23 protein-coding genes are annotated in these 22,562 nt (G+C 66.6%); 15 read left to right on the top strand and 8 right to left on the bottom strand.

Annotation, left to right across the window (positions count from 1 at the left end):
• Positions 1-42 precede the first annotated feature (42 nt).
• Together C1924_RS11850 and C1924_RS11855 are read right to left on the bottom strand one after the other, a co-directional pair.
• Positions 43-555 (bottom strand): DUF1249 domain-containing protein, encoded by a 513-nt coding sequence (locus C1924_RS11850; protein ID WP_108765478.1) that lies wholly within the window; start codon positions 553-555, stop codon positions 43-45.
• Between the two features lie 172 nt (positions 556-727).
• Entirely contained in the window at positions 728-1,549 is an 822-nt protein-coding gene (locus tag C1924_RS11855) for a pyruvate, water dikinase regulatory protein (RefSeq protein WP_108765479.1), read from the bottom strand.
• Positions 1,550-1,692: 143 nt separating this feature from the next.
• On the opposite strand from C1924_RS11855, the gene ppsA reads away from it, so the two are divergent.
• Together ppsA and C1924_RS11865 are read left to right on the top strand one after the other, a co-directional pair.
• Complete coding sequence (gene ppsA / locus C1924_RS11860; RefSeq protein WP_108765480.1) at positions 1,693-4,071, top strand: phosphoenolpyruvate synthase; 2,379 nt, start codon at positions 1,693-1,695, stop codon at positions 4,069-4,071.
• A 131-nt stretch (positions 4,072-4,202) separates the two neighbouring features.
• The gene (locus C1924_RS11865; protein WP_108765481.1) at positions 4,203-5,099 is read left to right on the top strand and encodes a mechanosensitive ion channel domain-containing protein; all 897 of its coding nucleotides are present in this window, start codon (positions 4,203-4,205) and stop codon (positions 5,097-5,099) included.
• 73 nt (positions 5,100-5,172) lie between these two features.
• Here the strand turns inward: C1924_RS11865 and C1924_RS11870 are convergent, their stop codons facing one another.
• The 4 genes from C1924_RS11870 to tadA all read right to left on the bottom strand — a co-directional run bounded on the left by C1924_RS11870 (position 5,173) and on the right by tadA (position 8,774).
• Positions 5,173-6,288, bottom strand: coding sequence for an alkene reductase (locus tag C1924_RS11870; RefSeq protein ID WP_108765482.1), 1,116 nt, complete (start codon positions 6,286-6,288; stop codon positions 5,173-5,175).
• Between the two features lie 281 nt (positions 6,289-6,569).
• Positions 6,570-7,442 (bottom strand): EcsC family protein, encoded by an 873-nt coding sequence (locus C1924_RS11875; protein ID WP_108765483.1) that lies wholly within the window; start codon positions 7,440-7,442, stop codon positions 6,570-6,572.
• A 156-nt stretch (positions 7,443-7,598) separates the two neighbouring features.
• The gene (gene orn, locus C1924_RS11880; RefSeq protein ID WP_108765484.1) at positions 7,599-8,171 is read right to left on the bottom strand and encodes an oligoribonuclease; all 573 of its coding nucleotides are present in this window, start codon (positions 8,169-8,171) and stop codon (positions 7,599-7,601) included.
• A 75-nt stretch (positions 8,172-8,246) separates the two neighbouring features.
• Positions 8,247-8,774, bottom strand: coding sequence for a tRNA adenosine(34) deaminase TadA (tadA, locus tag C1924_RS11885; RefSeq protein ID WP_108765485.1), 528 nt, complete (start codon positions 8,772-8,774; stop codon positions 8,247-8,249).
• Between the two features lie 152 nt (positions 8,775-8,926).
• Between tadA and C1924_RS11890 the strand changes: the two genes are divergently transcribed.
• Positions 8,927-9,364: an acetyltransferase gene (locus tag C1924_RS11890; RefSeq protein WP_108765486.1), complete on the top strand. Its 438-nt coding sequence runs from the start codon at positions 8,927-8,929 to the stop codon at positions 9,362-9,364.
• 62 nt (positions 9,365-9,426) lie between these two features.
• Positions 9,427-9,651: a hypothetical protein gene (locus tag C1924_RS11895; RefSeq protein ID WP_108765487.1), complete on the top strand. Its 225-nt coding sequence runs from the start codon at positions 9,427-9,429 to the stop codon at positions 9,649-9,651.
• A 40-nt stretch (positions 9,652-9,691) separates the two neighbouring features.
• Here C1924_RS11895 and C1924_RS11900 read toward each other — a convergent pair whose 3' ends face one another.
• Positions 9,692-10,198, bottom strand: coding sequence for an N-acetyltransferase (locus C1924_RS11900; protein ID WP_108765488.1), 507 nt, complete (start codon positions 10,196-10,198; stop codon positions 9,692-9,694).
• A gap of 70 nt (positions 10,199-10,268) precedes the next feature.
• Here C1924_RS11900 and C1924_RS20580 point away from each other — a divergent pair, with 70 nt between their 5' ends.
• The 10 genes from C1924_RS20580 (at position 10,269) to C1924_RS11950 (ending at position 21,534) form a co-directional block, all read left to right on the top strand.
• Complete coding sequence (locus C1924_RS20580) at positions 10,269-11,171, top strand: hypothetical protein (protein WP_254051133.1); 903 nt, start codon at positions 10,269-10,271, stop codon at positions 11,169-11,171.
• A 97-nt stretch (positions 11,172-11,268) separates the two neighbouring features.
• Positions 11,269-12,465, top strand: coding sequence for an MFS transporter (locus C1924_RS11910; RefSeq protein ID WP_108765489.1), 1,197 nt, complete (start codon positions 11,269-11,271; stop codon positions 12,463-12,465).
• Positions 12,466-12,606: 141 nt separating this feature from the next.
• Positions 12,607-12,855 carry a hypothetical protein gene (locus tag C1924_RS11915; RefSeq protein ID WP_108765490.1) on the top strand — a complete coding sequence of 83 codons (249 nt, stop codon included), beginning with the start codon at positions 12,607-12,609 and terminating at the stop codon, positions 12,853-12,855.
• Positions 12,856-12,871: 16 nt separating this feature from the next.
• Complete coding sequence (locus C1924_RS11920) at positions 12,872-13,054, top strand: hypothetical protein (RefSeq protein WP_108767049.1); 183 nt, start codon at positions 12,872-12,874, stop codon at positions 13,052-13,054.
• A gap of 15 nt (positions 13,055-13,069) precedes the next feature.
• Positions 13,070-13,813 (top strand): SOS response-associated peptidase family protein, encoded by a 744-nt coding sequence (locus tag C1924_RS11925; RefSeq protein ID WP_108765491.1) that lies wholly within the window; start codon positions 13,070-13,072, stop codon positions 13,811-13,813.
• Between the two features lie 122 nt (positions 13,814-13,935).
• Entirely contained in the window at positions 13,936-14,205 is a 270-nt protein-coding gene (locus C1924_RS11930) for a hypothetical protein (RefSeq protein ID WP_108765492.1), read from the top strand.
• A 144-nt stretch (positions 14,206-14,349) separates the two neighbouring features.
• A complete protein-coding gene (locus C1924_RS11935; protein ID WP_108765493.1) occupies positions 14,350-16,470 on the top strand; it encodes a methyl-accepting chemotaxis protein in 2,121 nt (706 codons plus the stop codon).
• A 192-nt stretch (positions 16,471-16,662) separates the two neighbouring features.
• On the top strand, positions 16,663-18,426 hold the full coding sequence (locus tag C1924_RS11940) for a sensor domain-containing phosphodiesterase (RefSeq protein WP_108767050.1): 1,764 nt from the start codon (positions 16,663-16,665) through the stop codon (positions 18,424-18,426).
• A gap of 154 nt (positions 18,427-18,580) precedes the next feature.
• Positions 18,581-19,774, top strand: a complete 1,194-nt coding sequence (locus C1924_RS11945) for a GAF domain-containing sensor histidine kinase (protein ID WP_159094795.1) — start codon at positions 18,581-18,583, stop codon at positions 19,772-19,774.
• Positions 19,775-19,848: 74 nt separating this feature from the next.
• Positions 19,849-21,534, top strand: a complete 1,686-nt coding sequence (locus tag C1924_RS11950) for a PAS domain-containing sensor histidine kinase (protein WP_108765495.1) — start codon at positions 19,849-19,851, stop codon at positions 21,532-21,534.
• Positions 21,535-21,563: 29 nt separating this feature from the next.
• Here the strand turns inward: C1924_RS11950 and C1924_RS11955 are convergent, their stop codons facing one another.
• A complete protein-coding gene (locus C1924_RS11955; protein ID WP_108765496.1) occupies positions 21,564-22,019 on the bottom strand; it encodes a hypothetical protein in 456 nt (151 codons plus the stop codon).
• Positions 22,020-22,174: 155 nt separating this feature from the next.
• Between C1924_RS11955 and C1924_RS11960 the strand changes: the two genes are divergently transcribed.
• Positions 22,175-22,546 carry a DUF805 domain-containing protein gene (locus tag C1924_RS11960; protein ID WP_108765497.1) on the top strand — a complete coding sequence of 124 codons (372 nt, stop codon included), beginning with the start codon at positions 22,175-22,177 and terminating at the stop codon, positions 22,544-22,546.
• Positions 22,547-22,562 lie beyond the last annotated feature (16 nt).

A 22,562-nucleotide genomic window follows, 5' to 3' on the forward strand; every position in this document is an offset into this window, starting at 1 on the left:
GGGGCAGCATCCAGCGGCAGGTCAGCCGTGGATTATGGCCGATCAGCGCACCAGCGACAGGCGCTGCCCGGCCGGCAGCGCAGCGCTGCCCTCCGGGTCACGGCGCAGGGTAGCCACGCCGTGGCCGCGTTCGGCCAGGTATTCCAGCCACTTGCCCAGGAAGGTGTTCATCCGCATGCGGTGGCTGATCAGCTCGGCCGGCGGCGGGTACAGGCCCATCGTGTCCTGCCAGCGGCGGCCCACGTAGCAGTGGGTCGTCTCGGCCTGGCGGGCATCACGGTACAGGCGCACATAGGCCGAGGGATCCGGCTCACCGGTCACCGGGTCGGCCAGGTCGTAGGTCAGCCGAAGTTCCACGGTGTAGCGGTGGCATTCGATCACGTCCAGGCGCACGTCCAGGCCGTCGCCGACCGAGGAAACGTAGCTGCCGGCGGTCAGTTCGGCCGGGGCGAAGAGGCGGACCAGATGCCGGTAGTTTTCGGCATAGAGGCCCATCAGCCAGCTGAGCCGGCTCAGGCGGGGGATGCGTTCGGTGCGGGGCGAGGCTTGGGCCATGGGTCGATCCTACACGTTGGCCTTACAACGTGGGGGCTGGATCAGCCCGGCCAAGGGGGCAGCGGAGGGTGGTGCCAGCGGATTCCCTGGCAACCGGCCAGCGGCCGGCTCCACCTGTTCAACGCCGGCCAGCGGCCGGCGCTACCTGTCCAACGCCGGGCTGGCGCACCCGTCAATACATCTCGCGCTGCAGGCCCAGCGTGCCCAGCACCTTGCTGGAAATCTCCTCGATCGAGGTATGGGTGGTGCTCAGGGTCGGTATCCGTTCCATGCGGAACATCACCTCCGCTGCGGCCACCTCGCGCTTGCAGGTGTCCAGGTTGGCGTAGCGCGAATTCGGCCGGCGCTCCTGGCGGATCTGCTGCAGGCGGTCCGGGTCGATGGTCAGCCCGAACAGTTTCCGACGATAGTTCCTGAGCCGCGGCGGCAGGCGGTCGCTTTCCAGATCCTCGTCGGTCAGCGGGTAATTGGCCGCGCGCACCCCGTAATGCAGGGCCAGGTAGATGCAGGTGGGCGTCTTGCCGGCGCGCGACACCGCCACCAGGATCACGTCGGCATCATCGTAGTTCACCGCGATGCCGTCATCGTGGGTCAGGGCGAAGTTCATCGCGTTGATGCGGCGATGGTAGGTATCGAAGTCCACCATGCCGTGGGCCTGGCCGACCCGGGCCAGCCTCGGGCTGGCCAGTTCGCGCTCCAGCGGCTCGATGAACGGCGCGAACACATCCAGCATCAGCGCCCCGCTTTCAGCCAGGATCAGGCTCAGGCTCTGGTCCACGCAGGAGTTCACCACGATGGGCCGGACCTGGTACCGCTCCCCCGCCGCCTGGATCCGGGCGCAGGCTTCCCGGGCTTTTTCGGGGTCGTCGATGAACGACATTCGATCAGTGATGAAGCTGAACCCGGTGAACTGCGTGAGCAGGCTATGCCCAATGGTTTCAGCGGTGATACCGGTTCCATCGGAAACGTAGAACACCGGACGGATGGTCGACATAGGCGGTTTTCACCCCTCTGAAGCTGAAAATGGTTGCAGCACAAGCTTGTGCCGACGGTACTGCGACCGGCATCATATCGGCTTCTTCCTACGGACGCGGCCATTCAGCCCGCCTCGGGCGATGGCCAAACGGAGCATCGCGCTTGAACGAGAACATCCTGTGGTTGCACGAACTGCGTCTGGGCGATCTGGCCCGCGTGGGCGGCAAGAATTCGTCGCTGGGCGAAATGATCGGCAACCTGGCCGGTCTGGGGGTCTCCGTCCCCGGCGGTTACGCCACGACCGCTGAAGCCTTCAAGGACTTCATCGCCCACAATGACCTGTCCAAGCGCATCTTCGACAAGCTGGCCACGCTGGACGTCGAAGACGTCAACGCGCTGACGGTCGCCGGCAAGGAAATCCGCACCTGGGTGATCGATGCCCCGCTGCAGCCCCAGCTGGACCAGGACATCCGCAGCGCCTACGCCAAGCTGAGCGCCGAGAACGGCGGCGGCGACGTGGCCGTGGCCGTGCGCTCCTCGGCCACCGCCGAGGACCTGCCCGACGCGTCCTTCGCCGGCCAGCAGGAAACCTTCCTCAACGTCACCGGTGCCGACGATGTCGTGCACAAGGTCAAGGAAGTGTTCGCCTCGCTGTACAACGACCGCGCCATCGCCTACCGCGTGCACCACGGCTTCAAGCACGAAGACGTGTTCCTGTCCGCGGGCGTGCAGCTGATGGTGCGCTCGGGCGTGGGCTCCTCCGGCGTGCTGTTCACCCTGGACACCGAATCGGGCTTCCGTGACGTGGTCTTCGTCACCTCCTCCTTCGGCCTGGGCGAAATGGTCGTGCAGGGCGCGGTCAACCCGGACGAGTTCTACGTCTACAAGCCCACCCTGCAGGCCGGCAAGCCGGCCATCCTGCGCCGCGCGCTGGGCAGCAAGGCGATCCGCATGGTCTATTCGGACGTGCCGGGCGAGCGCGTGAAGATCGAGGACACCCCGGTCGAGCTGCGCAGCACCTTCTCCATCAGCGACGAGGACGTGCAGGAACTGTCCAAGCAGGCGCTGATCATCGAAAAGCACTACGGCCGCCCGATGGACATCGAGTGGGCCAAGGACGGTGTCAGCGGCAAGCTGTTCATCGTGCAGGCGCGCCCGGAAACGGTGAAGTCGCGCAGCCATGCCACCCAGATCGAGCGCTTCGCGCTGACGGAAAAGGGCGGCAAGGTGCTGGCCGAAGGCCGTGCGGTCGGCGCCAAGATCGGCTCGGGCACCGCCCGCGTGGTCAAGACGCTGGAAGACATGAACCGCGTGCAGCCGGGCGACGTGCTGATTGCTGACATGACCGACCCCGACTGGGAACCGGTGATGAAGCGCGCCTCGGCCATCGTCACCAACCGTGGTGGCCGCACCTGCCACGCCGCGATCATCGCGCGCGAGCTGGGCGTGCCGGCCGTGGTCGGTTCGGGCAATGCCACCAAGGTCATCGAGGATGGTCAGCAGGTCACCGTCAGCTGCGCTGAAGGCGATACCGGCTTCATCTACGAAGGCAAGCTCGACTTCGAGCGCACCACCACCGATCTGGGCAACATGCCGCCGGCACCGCTGAAGATCATGATGAACGTGGCCAACCCGGAACGTGCCTTCGACTTCGGCCAGCTGCCGAACGCCGGCATCGGCCTGGCCCGCCTGGAAATGATCATCGCCAGCCACATCGGCATCCACCCGAATGCGCTGCTGGAATACGACCGCCAGGATGCGGCGACGAAGAAAAAGATCGACGAAAAGATCGCCGGCTATGGCGATCCGGTCAGCTTCTACGTGGACCGCCTGGCCGAAGGCATCGCCACCCTTACCGCGTCGGTGGCCCCCAATCCGGTGATCGTGCGCCTGTCGGACTTCAAGTCCAACGAGTACGCCAACCTGATCGGCGGCAGCAACTACGAGCCGCACGAAGAGAACCCGATGATCGGCTTCCGCGGCGCCAGCCGTTACGTCGATGCGAGCTTCTCGGCCGCCTTCGCGCTGGAATGCAAGGCCGTGCTGCGTGTCCGCAACGAAATGGGCCTGGACAACCTGTGGGTCATGATTCCGTTCGTGCGCACCCTGGAAGAAGGCCGCAAGGTCGTCGAGGTGCTTGAACAGAACGGCCTGAAGCAGGGCGAGAACGGCCTGAAGATCATCATGATGTGCGAAGTGCCGTCCAACGCACTGCTCGCCGATGAGTTCCTGGAGATCTTCGACGGCTTCTCGATCGGCTCCAACGACCTGACCCAGCTCAGCCTGGGCCTGGACCGCGATTCGTCGATCGTCGCGCACCTGTTCGACGAGCGGAATCCGGCGGTGAAGAAGCTGCTGTCGATGGCCATCAAGGCCGCGCGCGCCAAGGGCAAGTACGTCGGCATCTGCGGCCAGGGCCCGTCCGATCACCCGGATCTGGCCGAGTGGCTGATGCAGGAAGGCATCGAGTCGCTGTCGTTGAACCCGGATACCGTGGTCGACACCTGGCTGCGTCTGGCCAAGCACAAGGCCAATGCCTGACGCCATGATGGGCTGACGTCACGTTCATTGGCGCCCGCCCATACTGCAACAGCATGCACGCCCCGCCTCTGCGGGGCGTTCGTGTTTCTGCCGTCTGTAAACGCCACGCCCCCAGCTGCATAGGAGACCCCATGATCGCCGCCGCTGCCCCGTCCGTCCCCGCCGCCACGTCCTGGTTCCACTCGCTCAACTGGGAACGCCTGCTGGAAACCTACGGCGTGCCGCTGCTGTCGGCCATCGTGGTGCTGCTCATCGGCGTGTGGATCGCGCGTCGCGTGTCCAATGCCATGCCCCGCGCGACCTCGCGCATGGGGGTGGACCCCATGCTCGGCAGCTTCATGCGCAACGTGGTGTATGCCGCCGCGCTGGTCATCGTCGTCGTGCTGGCCATCGCCACCCTGGGCGTCCCGATCTCACCGCTACTGGCCGTACTCGGCACCGCGGGTCTGGCCGTGGGCCTGGCGCTGAAGGATTCGCTGTCCAACATCGCCTCCGGCGTGATGCTGGTGACCCTGCGTCCGTTCCGCGTCGGTGATGTGGTCACCGTGGCCGGGCAGACCGGCACCGTGCGTGAAGTCCGCATCTTCCAGACTGTCATCACCGGCGCGGACAACCAGCACACCACCATTCCCAATACGCTCATCACCGCCGCGCCCATCATCAACCTCACCGCCGAGCCGACCCGCCGCGTCGAACTGGTGATCGGCATTGGCTATGACGATGACATCCAGCTCGCACGCGATACGGCACTGGCGCTGATGAAGGCCGAACCGCGCGTGCTCGCCACCCCGGCACCGGACGTCGTGGTGTACGAGCTGGGTGCGCATGCGATCAACCTCGGCATCCGCTGCTACGTCAAATCCGCCGATCACTTCGGTACCAAGGTCACCCTGCTGGAACAGCTCAAGCTGGGCTACGACAAGGCCGGCATCAACATTCCGTACCCGCAGCAGGACATGCACCTGTACCTGCATGGCAAGGATGGCGGCGTGGTCGAGGCCGACGCGTTGGTGCGCGACAGGCCCTGACTTCCAACCGGGCGTGCCGACCAACGGTCGGCACCTACCTCATCCGATGCTGGCCGGCAACCACCGACCGACATCAGGCCTCGACGGCTTCTTCCAGCGCCGGGTAATCGGTGAACCCCGCTTCACCGCCACCGAAGTAGGTGGCGCGATCCGGCGGGTTCAATTCCGCCCCGACGCGCAGCCGCTCGGGCAGATCCGGGTTGGCGATGAACGGCCGACCGAAACCGATCAGGTCGGCCCAACCTTCAGCCAGCGCCTGCTCGGCACGCTCGGCGGTGTACTTGCCGGCGTAGATCAGAGTGCCGGGATAGACCATGCGCAGTGCCTGCTTGAATGCCACCGGCATCACCGGGGCATCTTCCCAGTCAGCCTCGGCGATATGCAGATAGCCCACGCCCAGCTCGCCCAGCAGGTGCGCGGCGGCCAGGTAGGTCGCCTGCGGCGTGTCATCCACCGCGCCCTGCAGGGTGGTCAGCGGCGCCAGACGTACGCCCACCCGCTGCCCACCTGCAACGTCCACCACCGCCTGCACCACCTCGCGCAGGAAGCGCAGGCGGTTCTGCAGCGAGCCACCATAGCCATCGGTGCGCTGGTTCGCCTGCGAATCAATGAACTGATTGATCAGGTAGCCATTGGCGCCGTGCAGTTCCACGCCATCGAAGCCGGCCGCCAGTGCGTTGCGGGCAGCCTGCGCGTAGTCGGCCACGATGCCCGGAATCTCCGCTACGGCCAGCGCGCGCGGCATCGAGTGCTGGATCATCTCACCCACGCCCGCTTCCGGGCCCGCACCGGTCGGATCGACGAACACCTTCACGCCGTCGGCCAGCAGCGCCGACGACGACACCGGTGCCGCGCCGCCCGGCTGCAGCGCCACATGGGACACGCGGCCGACGTGCCACAACTGCGCGAAGATGCGGCCACCGGCGGCATGCACCGCTTCGGTCACCGTGCGCCAGCCCTGCACCTGCGCCTCGCTGTGGATGCCTGGGGTCCAGGCGTAACCCTGCCCCTGCGGGCTGATCTGGGTGCCCTCGCTGACGATGAGGCCAGCGCCGGCCCGTTGGGCGTAGTACTGCGCCATCTGCGCGGTGGCGACATTGCCGGTCGCCGCGCGTGAGCGGGTCATCGGCGGCATCACGATACGGTTCGGCAGGGCGAGCGCGCCCAGGGCATGGGGAGTGAACAACATGGCGCAATTCTCTTGCGGGGGACTGACCGCAAGAATGGGGATGCACCGCCGCGCGCAACAGGCGCGCATGGGCAAAACAGTTGTGCCGTGAAGGCAAGGATGCAGGCCGCACCAGCGGTGCGCGGTTACAACGTCGGCTCGATCCGGGCAGCACCCACGATCGGCACCGCCTGGGCAAAACCGTTGCGCCGTGAAGGCAAGGGGTAGAGTCGACCGTTGGTCGACTGTCGCGCGCAGCGCGGGCTTTCCGAAGCAGTCGACCAACGGTCGACGCTACGCGGCTACAGGGTCGGCTCGATCCGGGCAGCACCCTGCGCCACCCGGTCATAGCAGGTGCGCACCACGTCCTCGCCGTACTTCAATTCCAGGCGGCGCACGATGAAATGCCCCCGCGCCATGTCCTGGTAGTAATCGGTGAACATCGTATTGAGGGTCGCGCCAGCCGCAGCGCCCACGATCGGCACCGCCTGGGCGGCGAACTTCTCGGTCACCACCACGCCGAAGCGGGCGGCCACCTTCTCCACCAGCTTGGCCAGCAGCTTGCCGGCCTCCTTCGGTGCCACGCCCAGGGTCAGATCGCGCCCCGTCACCACGCGCCCGGCCAGCTCCGCCGAGAGATGGCGCATCACATCGGTGGTAAACCCGCGCGCCAGGTAGTAACCCGTCTCGCTGGCATCGTCGCGCGGCGAATTGCCGCCCAGCGCGAACACCTCCAGGCAGGCCTGGCGGGTGCTGAACTGCGACAGGTCAAAGCCTTCGCTGCGGGCCACGTCGGCCACCGCACGCATCATGATGGTGGTCGACACCGGCAGCTCAATGAACAGTGCGGCGAAGCCGAACGCACCGCCAACAGCACCGGACGTCGCCGCCGCGACTTTGTGCCAGCGGGTGGATGCCGATTTGCCCGGCGTGTTGCCCATGCTCCACAGCGCGGCCTGCGCGGATTTCGACAGTGCCGCTTCCACAGCGCCGTGAATGCGGCCGGAAATGGATCGGGGCAGCGCCTTCACCGCGAACTCCAGCGGCGTGCCCACCAGGTTGGCCATGCGCGCGGTGATCGTCGGCGCCTCCAGCAGGGCGACGGCCCGCTGCAGGTCGGCCCAGTCCCGGGCATCGTGGGCGATATCGCGCGGCAGCAGGATCGGCTCGTTCATGGGGCCGATAGTAGCGCCCTGCGGTTGAACGAAAGGTGGAGCCGGCCGCTGGGCAACCCGATACACATTGCGAACGCCGCCGAATTGCCGGCCAGCGGCCGGCACAACCCGTTCGTGTGTCACCCGGTAGCACCGGGCCATGCCCGGCGTCGTTGTTCAGGCGGTCGGCAGGCCCGACAGCGCGCCCATGAACTGGCGGTAATGGCGCAGCTCGGCGATCGAGTCGTGCACGTCGCTCAGGGCGGTGTGGTTGCTGTTCTTGGTCAGCCCGGCGGCCACAGCCGGTGCCCAGCGCTTGGCCAGTTCCTTCACCGTGGACACGTCCAGATTACGGTAATGGAAGTACTTTTCCAGCCGCGGCATCTGACGGTGCAGGAAGCGGCGGTCCTGGCAGATCGAATTGCCGCTCATCGGCGAAGCGCCCGAGGGAATCCACTGCGCGAGGAAGTTCACGGTCTGCGCCTCGGCCTGGCCCAGCGTGGTGGTGCTGTCCAGCACGCGCTGCCACAGGCCAGAACGACGATGCTGGTTGCGGTTCCACTCGTCCATCGCTTCCAGCGTTTCCAGCGAGTGGTGGATGGCGAACTCCGGGCCTTCGGCCAGGACGTTCAGCTGCGCATCGGTGACCACCGTGGCGATCTCGATGATCGAATCGTTGTCGGTGTCCAACCCGGTCATTTCCAGGTCGATCCAGATCAGTCGTTCGTTGGCCGCGCCGTTCTCCACCATCGTGTCGCCTCGTTGCTGGGCAGGCGCACGGCCGGCCGGTAAAGGAAAGAGGCGCCCATCATACCCTTTCGCTGCTCAGCCCTCGCCGGCATGGTCTTCCAGCAGCAGCGGCGGCTTGCCACGCTTGGCCCGGAAGTAATTGGTCAGGCGCAGGCTGGCCTCCTTGGCCAGCACGCCCCCGTGAATCTCCACGCGGTGGTTGTGGCGTCCATCGCCCAGCAGGTTGAACACACTGCCGCAGGCGCCGGTCTTGGGATCGCTGGCCCCATAGACCAGCCGCGCCACGCGCGCATGCACGATGGCCATTGCGCACATCGCGCACGGCTCCAGCGTTACATACAGCGTGCTGCCGATCAGCCGATGGTTGGCCAGTGCCCGCCCACCTTCGCGCATCGCGACGATCTCGGCATGCGCACTGGGATCGTGCGAGGCGATGTTGAGGTTCCAGCCCTCACCCAGCAGCTTGCCATCGGCGCCCACCAGCACCGCGCCCACCGGAATCTCATCGAATTCGTGCTGCGCGCGCTCGGCCAGGGCCAGCGCGTGTCGCATCCAGCGTTCGTCTGTGTCGTGTACAGGCACAGCCAGCGGGGTATCGGTCATGGGTTTCCTCCCGCGTCGGGGCTGTTCAACGGCGGCCAGCAGCGCCAAGGGCAGTTTACTTCAGATGCGCTGCACGCCATTGCCGGTTGGCTGCAAGGTCGCTTCGCACAGCGGCATACTGCACGGCCTTCACAAGCACCTTGGACAGTCACATGCCCACACTCCGCCCCTGCCGCCCTGACGAAGGCGCCGCTTTGGTCGATCTGTGGCGCCGTTCGGTCGATGCCACCCACTCTTTCCTCAGCGCCGAAGACCGCCAGGCCATCGATGCCGAGGTGGCCGCCTTCCTGCCGCAGGCGCCGCTGCTGCTGGCCGTCGATGCCGAGGATCAGCCACAGGGCTTCATGCTGCTCGATGGAAGCCACATGGAAGCGCTGTTCATCGACCCGGCCGCGCGCGGTACCGGCGTGGGCAGCCTGCTGCTGCAGCAGGCGCTGGCCGAGCACCCGCACCTCAGCACCGATGTGAACGCACAGAACACCCAGGCCGTCGGTTTCTATCTGCACCGGGGCTTCGTGGAAACCGGCCGCTCGCCGCTCGATGGCCAGGGCCGGCCGTATCCGCTGATCCATCTGCGCTACGGTGGCTGAGCACGTCCACACGCCATTCGCGGGGTGTTAGCGTTGCACTCCCTCGACATGGATGACGAACGATGCGCCCAGGCGAAGTGATGTGGGGCCTGCTGATGGTGGTGATGGGCGCGGTGTGGCTGTTCGTGCCCTTCGCGCTCTTTTCGTGCCGCTCGCTGCTGGCCCGGCTGCTGGCCGAACAGCAGCGCACCAATGCACTGTTGACCCACATCGGTGGCCGGCGCATTCCGCCGCCGGAACCCGAGCCGGTGCCGTGGGTGCCAATGGCAGACGACGAAACGCCCTGAGCCCAGGCGGGCACACGGCATCGCCTGCTGCGCCCAACGCTCAGGACGTGGCCTCGAACGCGGGGGAATAGCGCACCTCCCCCTGTGGCAACGGCGGCTGCAGGCAAAGCGCCTGGAAGTACTCGGCAGGAACGCCAGGCAGCACCAGCCCCGGTTCGGCGCGGAAGCCGAAGCGGCCGTAGTACGCCGGTTCGCCCAACAGCACGCAGCCCCGCGCACCCTGCTGGCGAAGCGCTTCGATCGCTGCGCCCATCAGTGCCGCACCGATGCCCCGCCCCTGCCATGCCGGCGCTACCGAGATGGGGCCGAGGCCGAACCAGCCATCGCTGCCATCGGATATCGCCACGGGCGACACGGCCACATGGCCCAGCAGCAGCCCGTCGTCCACCGCCAGCAGCGAAACCGCCAGTTCGCCACGTGCACGCAGTGCGTCCACGATGTACTGCTCGGTATGGCTGCTGTGCTCGGCATTGGCGAAAGCGGCGGCCGTCAGCGCATGGATGCCGGTGGTGTCGGCCGGTGTTTCAGGACGGATGAGGTAATTCACGTGGCAATCCGTTCAGTGCAGTGGACCTCATTGTCCAGCAGCCGGCACACCGCGACCAGACCGGCCACGGATGAACCTCGACACCACCGCCGTTGGGCGATACTTCATGCTCTACCTGCAGGAGGCGATGATGGATTGGGTCGAACAGGCACGTGCACTGGCAAACGAAGCCCACGCGGGGCAGCAGGATAAAGCGGGGCGCCCCTACATCGAACATGTAGCGCGCGTCGCGGCCGCCATCAAGGATGACGAAACCGCCCAGGCCGTCGCCTGGTTGCACGATGTGGTGGAAGACTGCGCCGGGCACGCGGGCCGCGTGGCGGACTTCCCTGCCCCGATCCAGCATGCGGTCCAGCTGATGAGCCGCAACAGCGCGCCCGACGCCGACACCTACTACGCGCGCATCGCGGCCGACCCGGTGGCGCTGAAGGTAAAGCTGGCCGACATCGCCGACAACGCCGACGAAACCCGCCTGGTCGCGCTGGATGCGGCTACCGCAGCGCGCTTGCGTGGCAAGTACCGGCATGCGCTGGCTGCCCTGGGTGCCCGCCGTACCCCGCTGCACCCGCCGCGCTACAGCCACAACGCCGGGCGCGATGAAGCCACGCCACGCCAGCGCCTTGCGCTGCTGATGGAAGCCGGGGAGGAACTGGACACCCTGGTGTGCGGCCTGGATCGCATCCATTCCGGTTTCAGCGAAGAACCTGAACAAGCTGCCGCATTGCTGCTCTTCGTACACAGCCAGAAGGTGCTGCAGTCACTGGCACAGATCCGCAGCATCGTTTCCCAGGAACTCGAAGCGCAGATGGAGACTGACGCCTACGACACCTGGACAGACAAGGGGACGCCGGACTGGACGCCGCCCTACGGCGAGAGCGCCGAGCAGATCCTGCAGCGCTTCATGAACACCTGTGGCCCGCTGCCGCGCTGGCAGCCCCTGGCGCCACACGCTAAGTCGGGTGGGACGGCGTAACCCTCCACCCATCGAACACTGTTTTACCTGGGTGCGGGTGCCGCTGCTGCAGTGCAGCAGTACAATGGAGGGCTTCCCCGCCCCTGCCCGCCCCCGCATGAGCCCCAACTCCTCCCTGGCCGCGCGGCTGACACCGCGTCAGCGCACCTGGATCATCCTTGCCCTGTCGCTGGGCGGCTTTGCCATCGGCACCAGCGAATTCGCCAGTATGGGCCTCATGCTGGAAATCAGCCGTGGCCTGTCGATCAGTGAAACCCAGGTCGGCCACCTGATCAGCGCCTATGCCATCGGCGTGGTGGTCGGTGCCCCCATCCTGGCCTTCATCGGCGCCTCGTTCCCGCGCCGCAAGCTGCTGCTGGCCCTGATGGGCTTCTATGCAGTGGGCAACCTGGCCAGCGCCTTGGCCCCCAATTACGGCACGATGCTGATCGCGCGCTTCGTGGCCGGCCTCCCGCATGGGGCCTACTTCGGCGTGGCCATGCTGGTGGCCGCAGCCATCAGCCCGGCCGGCCAGCGTGGCCAGGCGATGTCGCGGGTGCTGCTGGGCCTGTCCATCGCGATCCTCATCGGCAACCCGCTGACCACCTGGCTGGGCCAACAGCTGAGCTGGCGCACCGCGTTTGCCCTGGTCAGCGTGCTGGCCATCGCCACGGTGGTGATGATCGCCCGCTTCCTGCTGCCCGATCCGGACGAAGTGCGCACCTCGCCCATGCGTGAACTGCGCGCGTTCAACACCACCCAGGTGTGGCTGGCGCTGGCCATCGGCGCGGTCGGCTTTGCCGGCATGTTCTGCGTGTTCACCTATCTCGCGCCGACCCTGGTGCAGGTGACCGGCGTGGCCGAATCGTGGATGCCGCTCGCCGTGGGCGTGTTCGGCATCGGCGCCATCATCGGCAACATCGCCGGTGGCTGGCTGGTGGACAAGTTCCACTTCAAGGCAGCTGCCGTGGTGCTGGTGTGGTCCATCGTGATGCTGCTGCTGTATCCGCTGGCCGCGCAGTCCGTGTGGACCATTGGGCCGATGATCATCACCGTGGGCATGATGGGCGCGCTGGCCGCCGTGCTGCAGACGCGCCTGATGGACGTGGCCGGCGAGGCGCAGACGCTGGCTGCCGCGTCCAATCACGCGGCCTTCAATACCGCCAACGCGCTGGGCCCGTGGCTGGGTGGCATGGCCATCAGCGCCGGCTTCAGCCCGGCCAGCACCGGCTATGTCGGCGCGGCCACGGCCATCGGCGGCCTGGTGCTGTGGGGCGTGTCCGTGCTGGTGGACCGCCGCCGCAGGACCGCCTGAACCTCCGCGGTCGCAGTCCTTGCCGCTGGCAGGGGCTGCGCCGCCCACGGCGGATTTGACCCCGCCGCCGCATCGGGCTGACGGTGTCGTCACAGGGGAAAGTGTGACGATGCATGCACCTTCTCTCTGCCCTCCCTGCCCATGTCGGACACCGGTCATTTCGCCATCCGCGCCTTCGAGGCCGTCTTCAACATGGCCGGCGGCATCGAACGCATCACCGCGTTGACGGTCACCTGCAAGCACTGCGACGCCACCACGTCGTCCACCGAAGGGAACCTGCTGCATCTGCCCGGCGGCACCCTGTTCCGCTGCGATGACTGTGGCTGCCACCAGGCGGTGAGCAATGCGCGCGTGGCCGATTGGCCGCTGCCGCGCGTACTGGGCGTATGAGACTGGGCGTATGAACATGCATCCGAGTCTCAACGACAGGCAGATTCGCATTCTGCAGACCATCGCCGAAGCCGACGAAGTGGACAGCAATGACGCCACCTGGGCGGTGACCGCCGGATTAGCCGTGCAGGCCGAAGACGGCGATATCGACCTGACCCCGCGCGGCCACGAAGTGCTGCGGACGCAGGCATCGCGCTGAGGCCACAGGACCGGCATGCGGCGTTTCGTGCAGGCCTTCGTCGACGCAGACAGCTTTCCTGCAGCACTGCCCGGCCCGGTGGCAAATGCCCTTGCCACCGCCGACGCACGCTACAACATCGGCAAACAAGGCGCGGCGTGGCTGTGGGCTGCTGGCGCCACCAACGATGCCGCCGGTACGGTCGTTGCGGAAATGCAGTGGGGCCTGGTGCCCCGCTGGTCCAAGGAACCCTCCACGCCCTACACCACCGTGACTGCCAGGCTGGAACGCGCACCCCGCAGCCGGCTGTTTGCCGATGCCTGGAACAAACGGCGCTGCATCGTGCCCATGACCGGGTACTTCAAATGGGACCGCCAGCGGCGACCGCCGTGGCCCATGTTCGTGCAACGCCAGGATGGCGTAGCCCTGCTGGCAGCGGGACTATGGGAACACTGGCAGGATGAGGCGGGCGAGCAGCGCGACACGTTTTCAATCCTGACCGACGAAAACTCCGCCATACCGGAGCCACTGTCTCCTGACGGCCCCGTGTTCCTCGACCCGGCCGCTGCTGCGGACTGGCTGCGGGGCACGTTGAACACGCCGGCCCAGCTGCGTCGGCGTGCACGCACCCCCGCACTGGAGGCGTACTACGTAGGCCTCGCCGTCCGCGATGCCAGGCACGATGACTACACGTTGCTTGAGCCCGTGGACCCGGACGCGCTGCGTGCTGACGGCGCGCTGCCGGACTGGGACGGGGATGCGCTGGACGACGACGCGTGAGCCAGGGGTGTTTCCTTCGCGCAACGGGGTCAGAGCCTTTTTCCTGCGGAAAGGGATCTGACCCCGTTGCTGAACCGCAAAAAACACACGGCGTGGATGTGGCGTGCGGCACAGTGCACTGCATGCACGACCGCCCTGCCCCTGCCCGCCATGATGCCGTCGCCCTGCAGGCCGGGATGCTGGGCAGCCTGCTGGGCGTCGCTCTGTTCAAGGCGCTTGCCCTGTCCGGCCTTGTCAACGGCTCGCTGATGGGCATGGGAATCTGGCTGCTGGCCTGCATCCTGCTCGGTGCGTGGGCACTGGCCGCCGGCCTGGCCTGCCTGGCCCTCAGCCGCCGCGTGTTCGTGCTGATGCTCGCACTGTCGGCCGTGTTCGTGCTCTGCATCGCCTGAATTCCAGGCGCTTCCAGAAAAAAATCATTCGCGGCGCTAAAGCTTCGGCCTTCGCGGCCGCTACCGGTCTACTGCTTGCCGGGATTCTCTCCTGCGCAGACACGCCCGGCAGTCGGGCCTACAACGACTACCGGATTTCACAAAATGAACACGTTGCGCCGCTTCAAGGTTGGCACCCGCCTCACTGCGGGCTTTTCCATCCTGCTTCTTCTGATCGCCACCATTCTTGCGATCGCCCTCCACAGCAACTACCAGCAGCGGCAGCAGTTCGACAACGCGGTGAACGTCCGCGTGACCCGCATGGGCGAGCTGTACGACATGCTCATTCTCAACAAGGAACTGCTGCTCCTGCGCCGCGACATGCTGATCAAGCGCGGTGACGGACTGCAGCAGGATCTCGCCAAGCTGCAGGGGATGTCGAACCGATACGACGGGATCTGGACCCATTTCACCGAGCGCCCGGCCACCAGCCCCTTGGCCGAGTCCATGCGCAGGAAAGTCGCGCAGAAGCAGCAGGCGACCCTTGCACTCAACCGCAACCTGGATGCCGCCATGCTGGCCGGCGATTTCGATGCGGCCAACACCCAGCTGCTGACCCGCGCCGGCCCCGCTGCCGCTGACTGGAATGCCGCACTGACCGAATTCGCCGAGCTGCAGCAGACACTGGTCAACGAAGCCGCCCGCGAGATGCAATCCCTGGCCGCCCGCACCACTGCGCTGCTGACCTTGTTCGGCATCATCAGCCTGGGCCTGGGCATCATCGCCGCATGGCTGATCTCGCGCAGCCTCACCCGCCCGCTGGCGCAGGTGCAGGCCTCGATCAACGCGGTCACCCGTGGTGACCTCAGCATCCGCCACCAGGATGACAGCCCCGACGAAGTGGGCCAGATGCTGCGCGCCACCGATGGCATGGTGGGCCTGCTGCAGCGCTTCTCGCAGCAGACCCAGCTGATGATCTACAAGCACGCCGCCGAGGACATCAGCCACCGCATGCCGGTGGATTTCCCCGGCGTGTACGGCGAACTGGCACAGGGCATGAACACCATGGTGTTCGAGCACCTGGACGCGATCGTCGATGCCATCGAGGTGCTGAACCAGTACGCCCGAGGCGATCTGAGCCGCGATGCGCGGCGCCTGCCCGGCAGCCGTGCGCTGCTGCACGAATCCATGGACGCCGCCAAGGCCAGCCTGCATGCCATCAACCAGGACATCCAGCGCCTTGCATCGGCGGCGGCGGCCGGCGACTTCAGCGTGCGCGGCGATGCCACGGCCTACCAGCACGACTTCCGCCGCATGATCGAAGACCTCAACCGCCTGATGGCCACTGCCGACGGCAGCCTCAGCGCCCTGTCCAAGGTGCTGGGCGCCATGGCAGAGGGCGACCTCACCCGCCGCATCGACGGCGATTTCCAGGGCGTGTTCGCAACCATGCAGCGCGATACCAACCGCACAGCGCAGAACCTGGCCGGCATCATCCGCCGCATCCAGGAGGCGTCCGGATCCATCGCCAGCGCGTCCGATGAGATTGCCGCCGGCAATGCCGACCTGTCACGGCGTACCGAGAGCCAGGCGGCCAACCTGGAAGAAACCGCTGCCTCGATGGAAGAACTCACCTCAACCGTGCGGCAGAACGCCGAGCACGCGCAGCAGGCCGATGCAGCCTCCCGCAGCGCGGGCGAAGCCCTGCAGCAGACGGCGCAGGCCGTGCAGGACGTGGTGCAGGTGATGGGCCAGATCAATGCCTCCTCGCTGCGGATCGGCGAGATGGTCAGCCTGATCGACGGCATCGCGTTCCAGACCAACATCCTGGCCCTCAATGCCGCGGTGGAAGCGGCCCGCGCAGGTGAGCAGGGCCGCGGCTTCGCCGTGGTGGCCAGCGAGGTGCGCACCCTGGCCCAGCGTGCAGCGGCATCGGCCAAGGACATCAAGGCACTCATCGACGAGTCCACCGGCCGGGTGGAAGCGGGCATCACCATCGCCCGCCAGACCGAAGCCGCCATCGGGCAGCTGACCGACGCTGCGGGCCAGACCGGGCACCTGGTGCAGCAGATCGCGCAGGCCAGTGTCGAACAGGCTGCGGGCATCGAGCAGGTGAACCAGACCATCGCGCAGATGGACGAGGCCACCCAGCAGAACGCCGCACTGGTGGAGGAAGCCAGTGCCGCTGCCCGCGCGATGGCGGGCCAGGCCGCCGATCTGGACCAGGCCGCGGCCGTGTTCCGGGTCACCGCACAGGCAACCACCGCACTCAAACGCGCCGCCTGACAACAGCGGATGTGCATGCGGGCACTCACACTGCCCGCATGCACGACGGCCTACGATGTGGCTGCAGGCCTGAAGCATTCAGTACGCAACGGCCTGCGCCCCTTCCTCCAGCATCGGCGGCGCGACATTGTGGTGGCGCTGCCGCGGCCGTTCCGCGCGTGCAGTCCCCCCGTACGTTTCAATGTGGTCCTGATGCCCTCCCCCGAACAAGAACGCCTATCCACCCTGGCCGGCCTCAATGCCCTGGGCGAGGTTTCCGGCGCCGCTCTGGACAGCCTCACGGAACTGGCCACGCACGCCTTCAAGGTGCCGGTGGCCTTTGTTTCACTGCTGGAGGTGGATCGCCAGCGGCTGGTTTCGCGCCGCGGCCTGCAGATGACACAGACGCATATCCGCGATTCCATCTGCGCTTCGGCCATCGACGCCCCCGAAACCCTGGTCATCGATGACCTGCGCGCGCACCCCCGCCACGCCAGCAACCCGCTGGTGACCGGCGAAACCCAGCTTCGTTTCTATGCAGGCACGCCACTGGTGGCCCGCAACGGTGTGGCCATCGGTGCGTTCTGCATCATGGACGACACGCCCCGGCAGTTCTCTGAGGCCGAGCGTCGGCAGCTGCAGACGCTGGCCAGCGCGGCGATGAACGAGCTGGAGCTTCGCGCCCTCACCGGGCGACGCGACCCGGTCAGCGGGCTTCCCGACCGGCATCAGTTCGCCCTCGACCTGGCGGCGCAGGCCGTGCGCGAACCGGATTCGTTCCTGCATGCGGTGCTGATCGATGTCTTCGACGCCACCACCTCCACCGAGGCCGGGCAGGTGCTGGGCATGGCACCGCTGGAGACCCTGATCCGGCGCATCGGGGTACGCCTGCGTGTAGCGCTCGACGGCATGGCCGAGGTCTACCACGTGGGCGTCGCGCGCTTTGCGTTCGTGCTGGAGGATGCCTCATCCAGCGCCATGGAAGACCTCGTCGGTGAGCTGCAGGTGCGGTTGACCCGGCCGATGATGGCCGCGCAGGTACCGATGTCGCCGTCGTTCCATGCCGGCATCTGCGGCATCACCCTGGGCCAGCACAGCGCCGATGAAATCATCCGCCGGATGCTGGTCGGGCTCAACGCCGCCATCAGCGGCCGCTCGCCGTTCCGCTGGTATTCCGAAACCCGCGATGCACGCACGCGCCGTGGCTACCGCCTGGCCACCGATGCCCGCATTGCGCTGCAGGAACAGCAGTTTCATCTGGTCTACCAGCCCCGCTTCCGCGCATCGGATCTGGTGCCGGTTGCCGCCGAAGTGCTGATCCGCTGGGATCACCCGCACCTGGGCGCGGTCAGCCCCGCCGAGTTCATCCCGGTATTCGAGCGCACGGCGGTCATGCAGGGCATCACCCGCTGGGTGACCGACAACGCGCTGAACCAGTTGCTGGCCTGGCGCCAGGCTGGCATCGCCCTGCTGCTGTCGATCAACTACTCGGCCCGCGACATGGCCGAGGACGATGCCGCGCTGCGCCTGATCCGCGCGATCGAACAGAAGGGACTGTCCTGTGCTGATGTCGAGGTGGAAATCACCGAAAGCCAGTGGCTGCGCGTGGACTCACCGGCCGGCCAGCAGCTGCGGCAGATGGCCGCGGCCGGCCTGCGCATTGCCGTGGACGACTTCGGCAGCGGCTACAGCAACTTCGGCTACCTGTCCGAACTGCCCATCAGCACGTTGAAGCTGGACAAGACCGTGATCGACCGGCTGGTCCAGGACCCGCGTGCCGCCCTGAAAGCCGAAGCCATCATCGGCCTGGCGCAGCGCCTGGGCTACACCGCCGTGGCCGAGGGTGCGGAAACCGCCGAGCAGGTCGCGCGGCTGCAGGCGATGGGCTGCGATGAAATACAGGGCTTCGCCCTGGCCCGACCGATGACGGCTGAAGCGTTAAGCGAACGATTCGGCGTGGCGCGCGATCTTTTGTAGAGTCGAACTTGCTCGACTGCTGTTGGCGGGAGCAGTCGAGCACGCTCGACTCTACGGAATGGGTGCAGTCGAGCAAGCTGGACGCTACGGCTGTGGGACGCGCAATACGGCCATCGCTATACTGGCACTACACCGTAGCTTGCCCGGAACCTTCATGCCTTCACGAATCGATTTCCGGCCCTCGCTGGACCTGGCATGCAGGATCACCGGCATGCGCGTGGCGCTTGTCGGCGAAGTCACCGACACCTCCTGGCGCTCGATCCAGAGCATCGACAGCGCAGGCCTGGGCATCTCCAGCGGCATGATCCTCGATATCAACCGCACCTTCTGCAAGGACGTGCGTTCGTCACGCGCGCCGGTCTGGTTCGGCGATGCGCTCACCCACCCGCTGTTCAAAGACAGCCCGGTGCCCGGCATGTACGGCTTCCGCAGCTATGTGTCGGTGCCGCTGCTGCTGGCCGACGGCTCCATCTTCGGCACCCTCTGCACGTTGGACCCGGAACCCAAGCCGGTGGACGAGGAACAGGTGCAGTCGATGAATGCCCTCGCCGCGCTGGTGGCCGCACAGATCGACGCCCTACGCAGCCATGATGCCGACACCCGCACCATCGACACACTGAAGGAACAGGGCGATACCGTTGGCCGACAGTTGGCCGAGTTCGAGCAGTCCAATGCCGAACTGCAGCGGGTGGCCAAGCAGCGCGAGGAATTCATCGGTGTACTGGCGCACGACCTGCGCAACCCGGTGCAGGCCATCCGCGCCGGTGCAGACCTGCTCTCTCTGGGCGAGCTGAGCGATTCGCAGCAGAAGGTGCTGGGCCACATCAATGACAGCGCCGACCGTATCGCCGAGCTGATCGATGTCACCCTGGACTTCGCCCGTGGCCGGCTGGGTACGGGCATTGCACTGAAGCTGGAGCCATGGTCGGACCTGTCCGGCGTGCTGGCGATGGCCTGCCGCGAGGCGATGCGCCCCTACCCAGGCCGGCGCTGCGAAGTGGACCTGCAGCTGCCCCTGACGTTCGTCTGCGACGCGGCGCGCCTGTGCCAGCTGCTGGCCAACCTGGTCATCAACGCGGCCATCCACGGCACCCCCGACCAGCCGATCCGCGTGCAGGGGCGGAGCACGGAGACTGGCATCGAGATCAGTGTGGCCAACCAGGGCGTCATTCCCGCCGCGCAGATGGGGCACCTCTTCGAGCCCTTCGCACGGCCGCAGGAACGCCGGCTGGATTCCGGCCTCGGGCTGGGCCTGTACATCGCCGCGCAGATCGCCAAGGCCCACGGCGGCACGCTGGCGGTCACCAGTTCCAACGAAGCAGGCACCGTGCTGACCCTGCGCCTCTGAACCCGCCGCATCGCGTGCAGAGCGGGTACACACCCGACCCGCTACGCTGTGCCACCTCCCTGCCCAGAGCGGCCATGTTCCCCTTTTCTCTCCCGGCGTCCGATCCAGGGCAGCTTGCCTACCGCCTGCTGCAGGACAGCGACTGGGCGCGATCACCGGCTGCCGCCGCCGCGCCGGTCGAACTGCGCACCGTGCTGTCCATGATCCTCGACTCGCCGGAGCCGCTCTGGATCGCGTGGGGCGCCGAAGAGATGACCTTCTTCTTCAACGACGCCTACCTGCCGATGCTGGGAGGCAAGCTGCACGGCGCGATGGGCAGCGGCCTGCAGCAGGTCTGGGCCGATGTATGGGACGACGTGCGGCACGCCATCGCCGATGCCTTTGCCGGCAGCAGCCGCAGCTTCCACAATCTGCCGCTGATGATGAACCGCGACGGCACGCTGAAGGAAACGTTCTGGACGTTCTCCTATTCCCCGCTGCGCATGACCAATGGCGAAGTTGCCGGCCTGCTGTGCGTGGTGAGCGAGCAGACCGAACGGGTGATCGAACGCAATCTGCACAGCCGCCAGGTGGCGGCCATCACCCAGGAAGCGCGCGAAGCCCACCTGGAACTGGTGCGCGCACGCGAACAACTGCGGCAGGCCCAGAAGCTGGAAGCCATCGGCCAGCTGACCGGTGGTGTGGCGCACGACTTCAACAATCTGCTGCAGGTCATCACCGGCTCGGCCGACATGCTGCTGCATACCGCCCAGCCCGAGGATCCCCGCCGCAGGTACGTGCAGTCCATCGTGGCCGCCGCGGAACGCGCAACCCGGCTGACCGCGCAGCTGCTGGCCTTCTCACGCCGGCAAAGCCTGTCGCCGGAAGTGTTCGACCTGCGCGAGAGCGTGCAGGCACTCTCAGACATCATCACCACGGTAGCCGGCGCACGCGTCTCGGTGGCCATCACCCTGCCGGAAACACCGCTGCAGGTGCTGCTGGACCGCAGCCAGCTGGATACCGCGCTCATCAACATCGTGGTCAATGCGCGCGATGCCATCGTCGGCCATGGCAACGTCAGCATCGATGTGCAGCGTGTCACCGCCGTTCCTTCCGTGCGTTTCGCCGCGCCGATGAAGGGCGACTTCGCCGCGATCAGCGTCAGTGACAACGGCACCGGCATCGACCCGGCGGTGTTGGATCACATCTTCGAGCCCTTCTTCACCACCAAGGATGTCGGCGCGGGCACTGGGCTGGGCCTCAGCCAGGTGTTCGGCTTCGTCAAGCAGTCCGAAGGCGAAGTGGACGTACACAGCCAGCCCGGCGCAGGCACACGGTTCACCCTGTACCTTCCGCTCAGCCAGAGTGGCGAGAGCGCGCCGCGCACCGTGCCGCACGAAGGCCTGGCGCACGGCAACGGCCTGTGCGTGCTGGTGGTCGAGGACAACATCGACGTGGCCGAGTTCGCCGTGGCAGCGCTGCGCGAACTCGAGTACCACGTGGTGCTGGCACGCAATGCAACCGAGGCGCTGGCCGAGCTGGAACGTGATGCCAGCCGCTTCCAGGTGGTGTTCACCGACGTGGTGATGCCCGGCGTGAACGGCCTGGACCTGGCCCGCACCATTCGCCAGCGCCATGCCTCGCTGCCCGTCATCCTCACCAGCGGCTACAGCGAGCTGCTGGCGCGCGATCCCGGCCATGGGTTCACCCTGCTGCGTAAACCCTATTCATTGAGACAACTGGCCCAGGTCATCAGCGAAGCCGGCCAGAGCGGGCGGTAAGTGCCCAGCTGGGTGGGCACGCTTCACGCTCAACGCACTTTGTACAACACCGCCGCCCCCGGCCGCGGTTCAAACGCCGGCACCGTCTGCTGCGTCAACGCCGTGCCTTTCCCATCCCACACCAGCGTTTCCACCGGGTACTCATCCTTGCGGGTCATCTGGTCGATCTTCGCCACCACCACCGTCGCCGCCGCCGGCACGTCCGGGTTCCAGCCGAACACGCCCACACGGCCGTAAAACACCGCAGGCGCAGCGGCATCAAGCCTGCGATCCGGGCACATCACCAAGCCACGGTCCAACATGACGCGCAGCGCGCCCACCGGCACTTTCTTTACCGTGGGTGCAGTGCGCTCGGTGCTGTGGCCGGGGCAGACATTGGCGGCGCGGGTGATCATGTCTTCGGCCACCTGACGGTCGGACTGGGCCAAGGCCAGCGACGGGATGGCACACAGGGCGAACAGAACAAACGGGGACGTCCGGGTCATTGCAGAGTTCCTGAAGTGGGTACCACGCGAACTTAGCAATCGCTCGACGCGAAGTTGCAAAGACCGCGTGAGGCCATGCAAACGCGCGCTTTGGTTCAGGATGCGCTCAACGGCCGCCTGATAACACAGCACTCAATGAATTGAGCCCACTACCGATGCCTCCTCCGTTCGAGCCGCTCAGGCGCTACTTTGATTTCTCCGGCCGCTGTGACCGCACGGAGTTCTGGTCGTACCTCCTGTTCGTGTTCGCCGTGTTTGCCGCATGCCATGCCCTCATCGAACTGCCGCAGGGGGAGCACGCTTACACTCTGCGGGTCATCGGCAACCTGCTGGGAATGACGGCAACTGTGTTCCTGTTCATCCCGACCCTGGCCGCGATCGTGCGCCGGCTGCACGATATCGACGAGTCAGGCTGGTACGCGGTGATCGCCTTCATACCGCTGGGCGTGTTCGTGCTGTTCCCGGTGATGCTGCTGCCGGGAACGGGCGACGACAACCGGTTCGGGCAGGAGCGGCGTCACGCATAAGCGCTGAGCCAACGCC

Origin of the sequence: Stenotrophomonas sp. ESTM1D_MKCIP4_1 (genome assembly GCF_003086895.1) — a bacterium.
Classification (GTDB): Bacteria; Pseudomonadota; Gammaproteobacteria; order Xanthomonadales; family Xanthomonadaceae; genus Stenotrophomonas.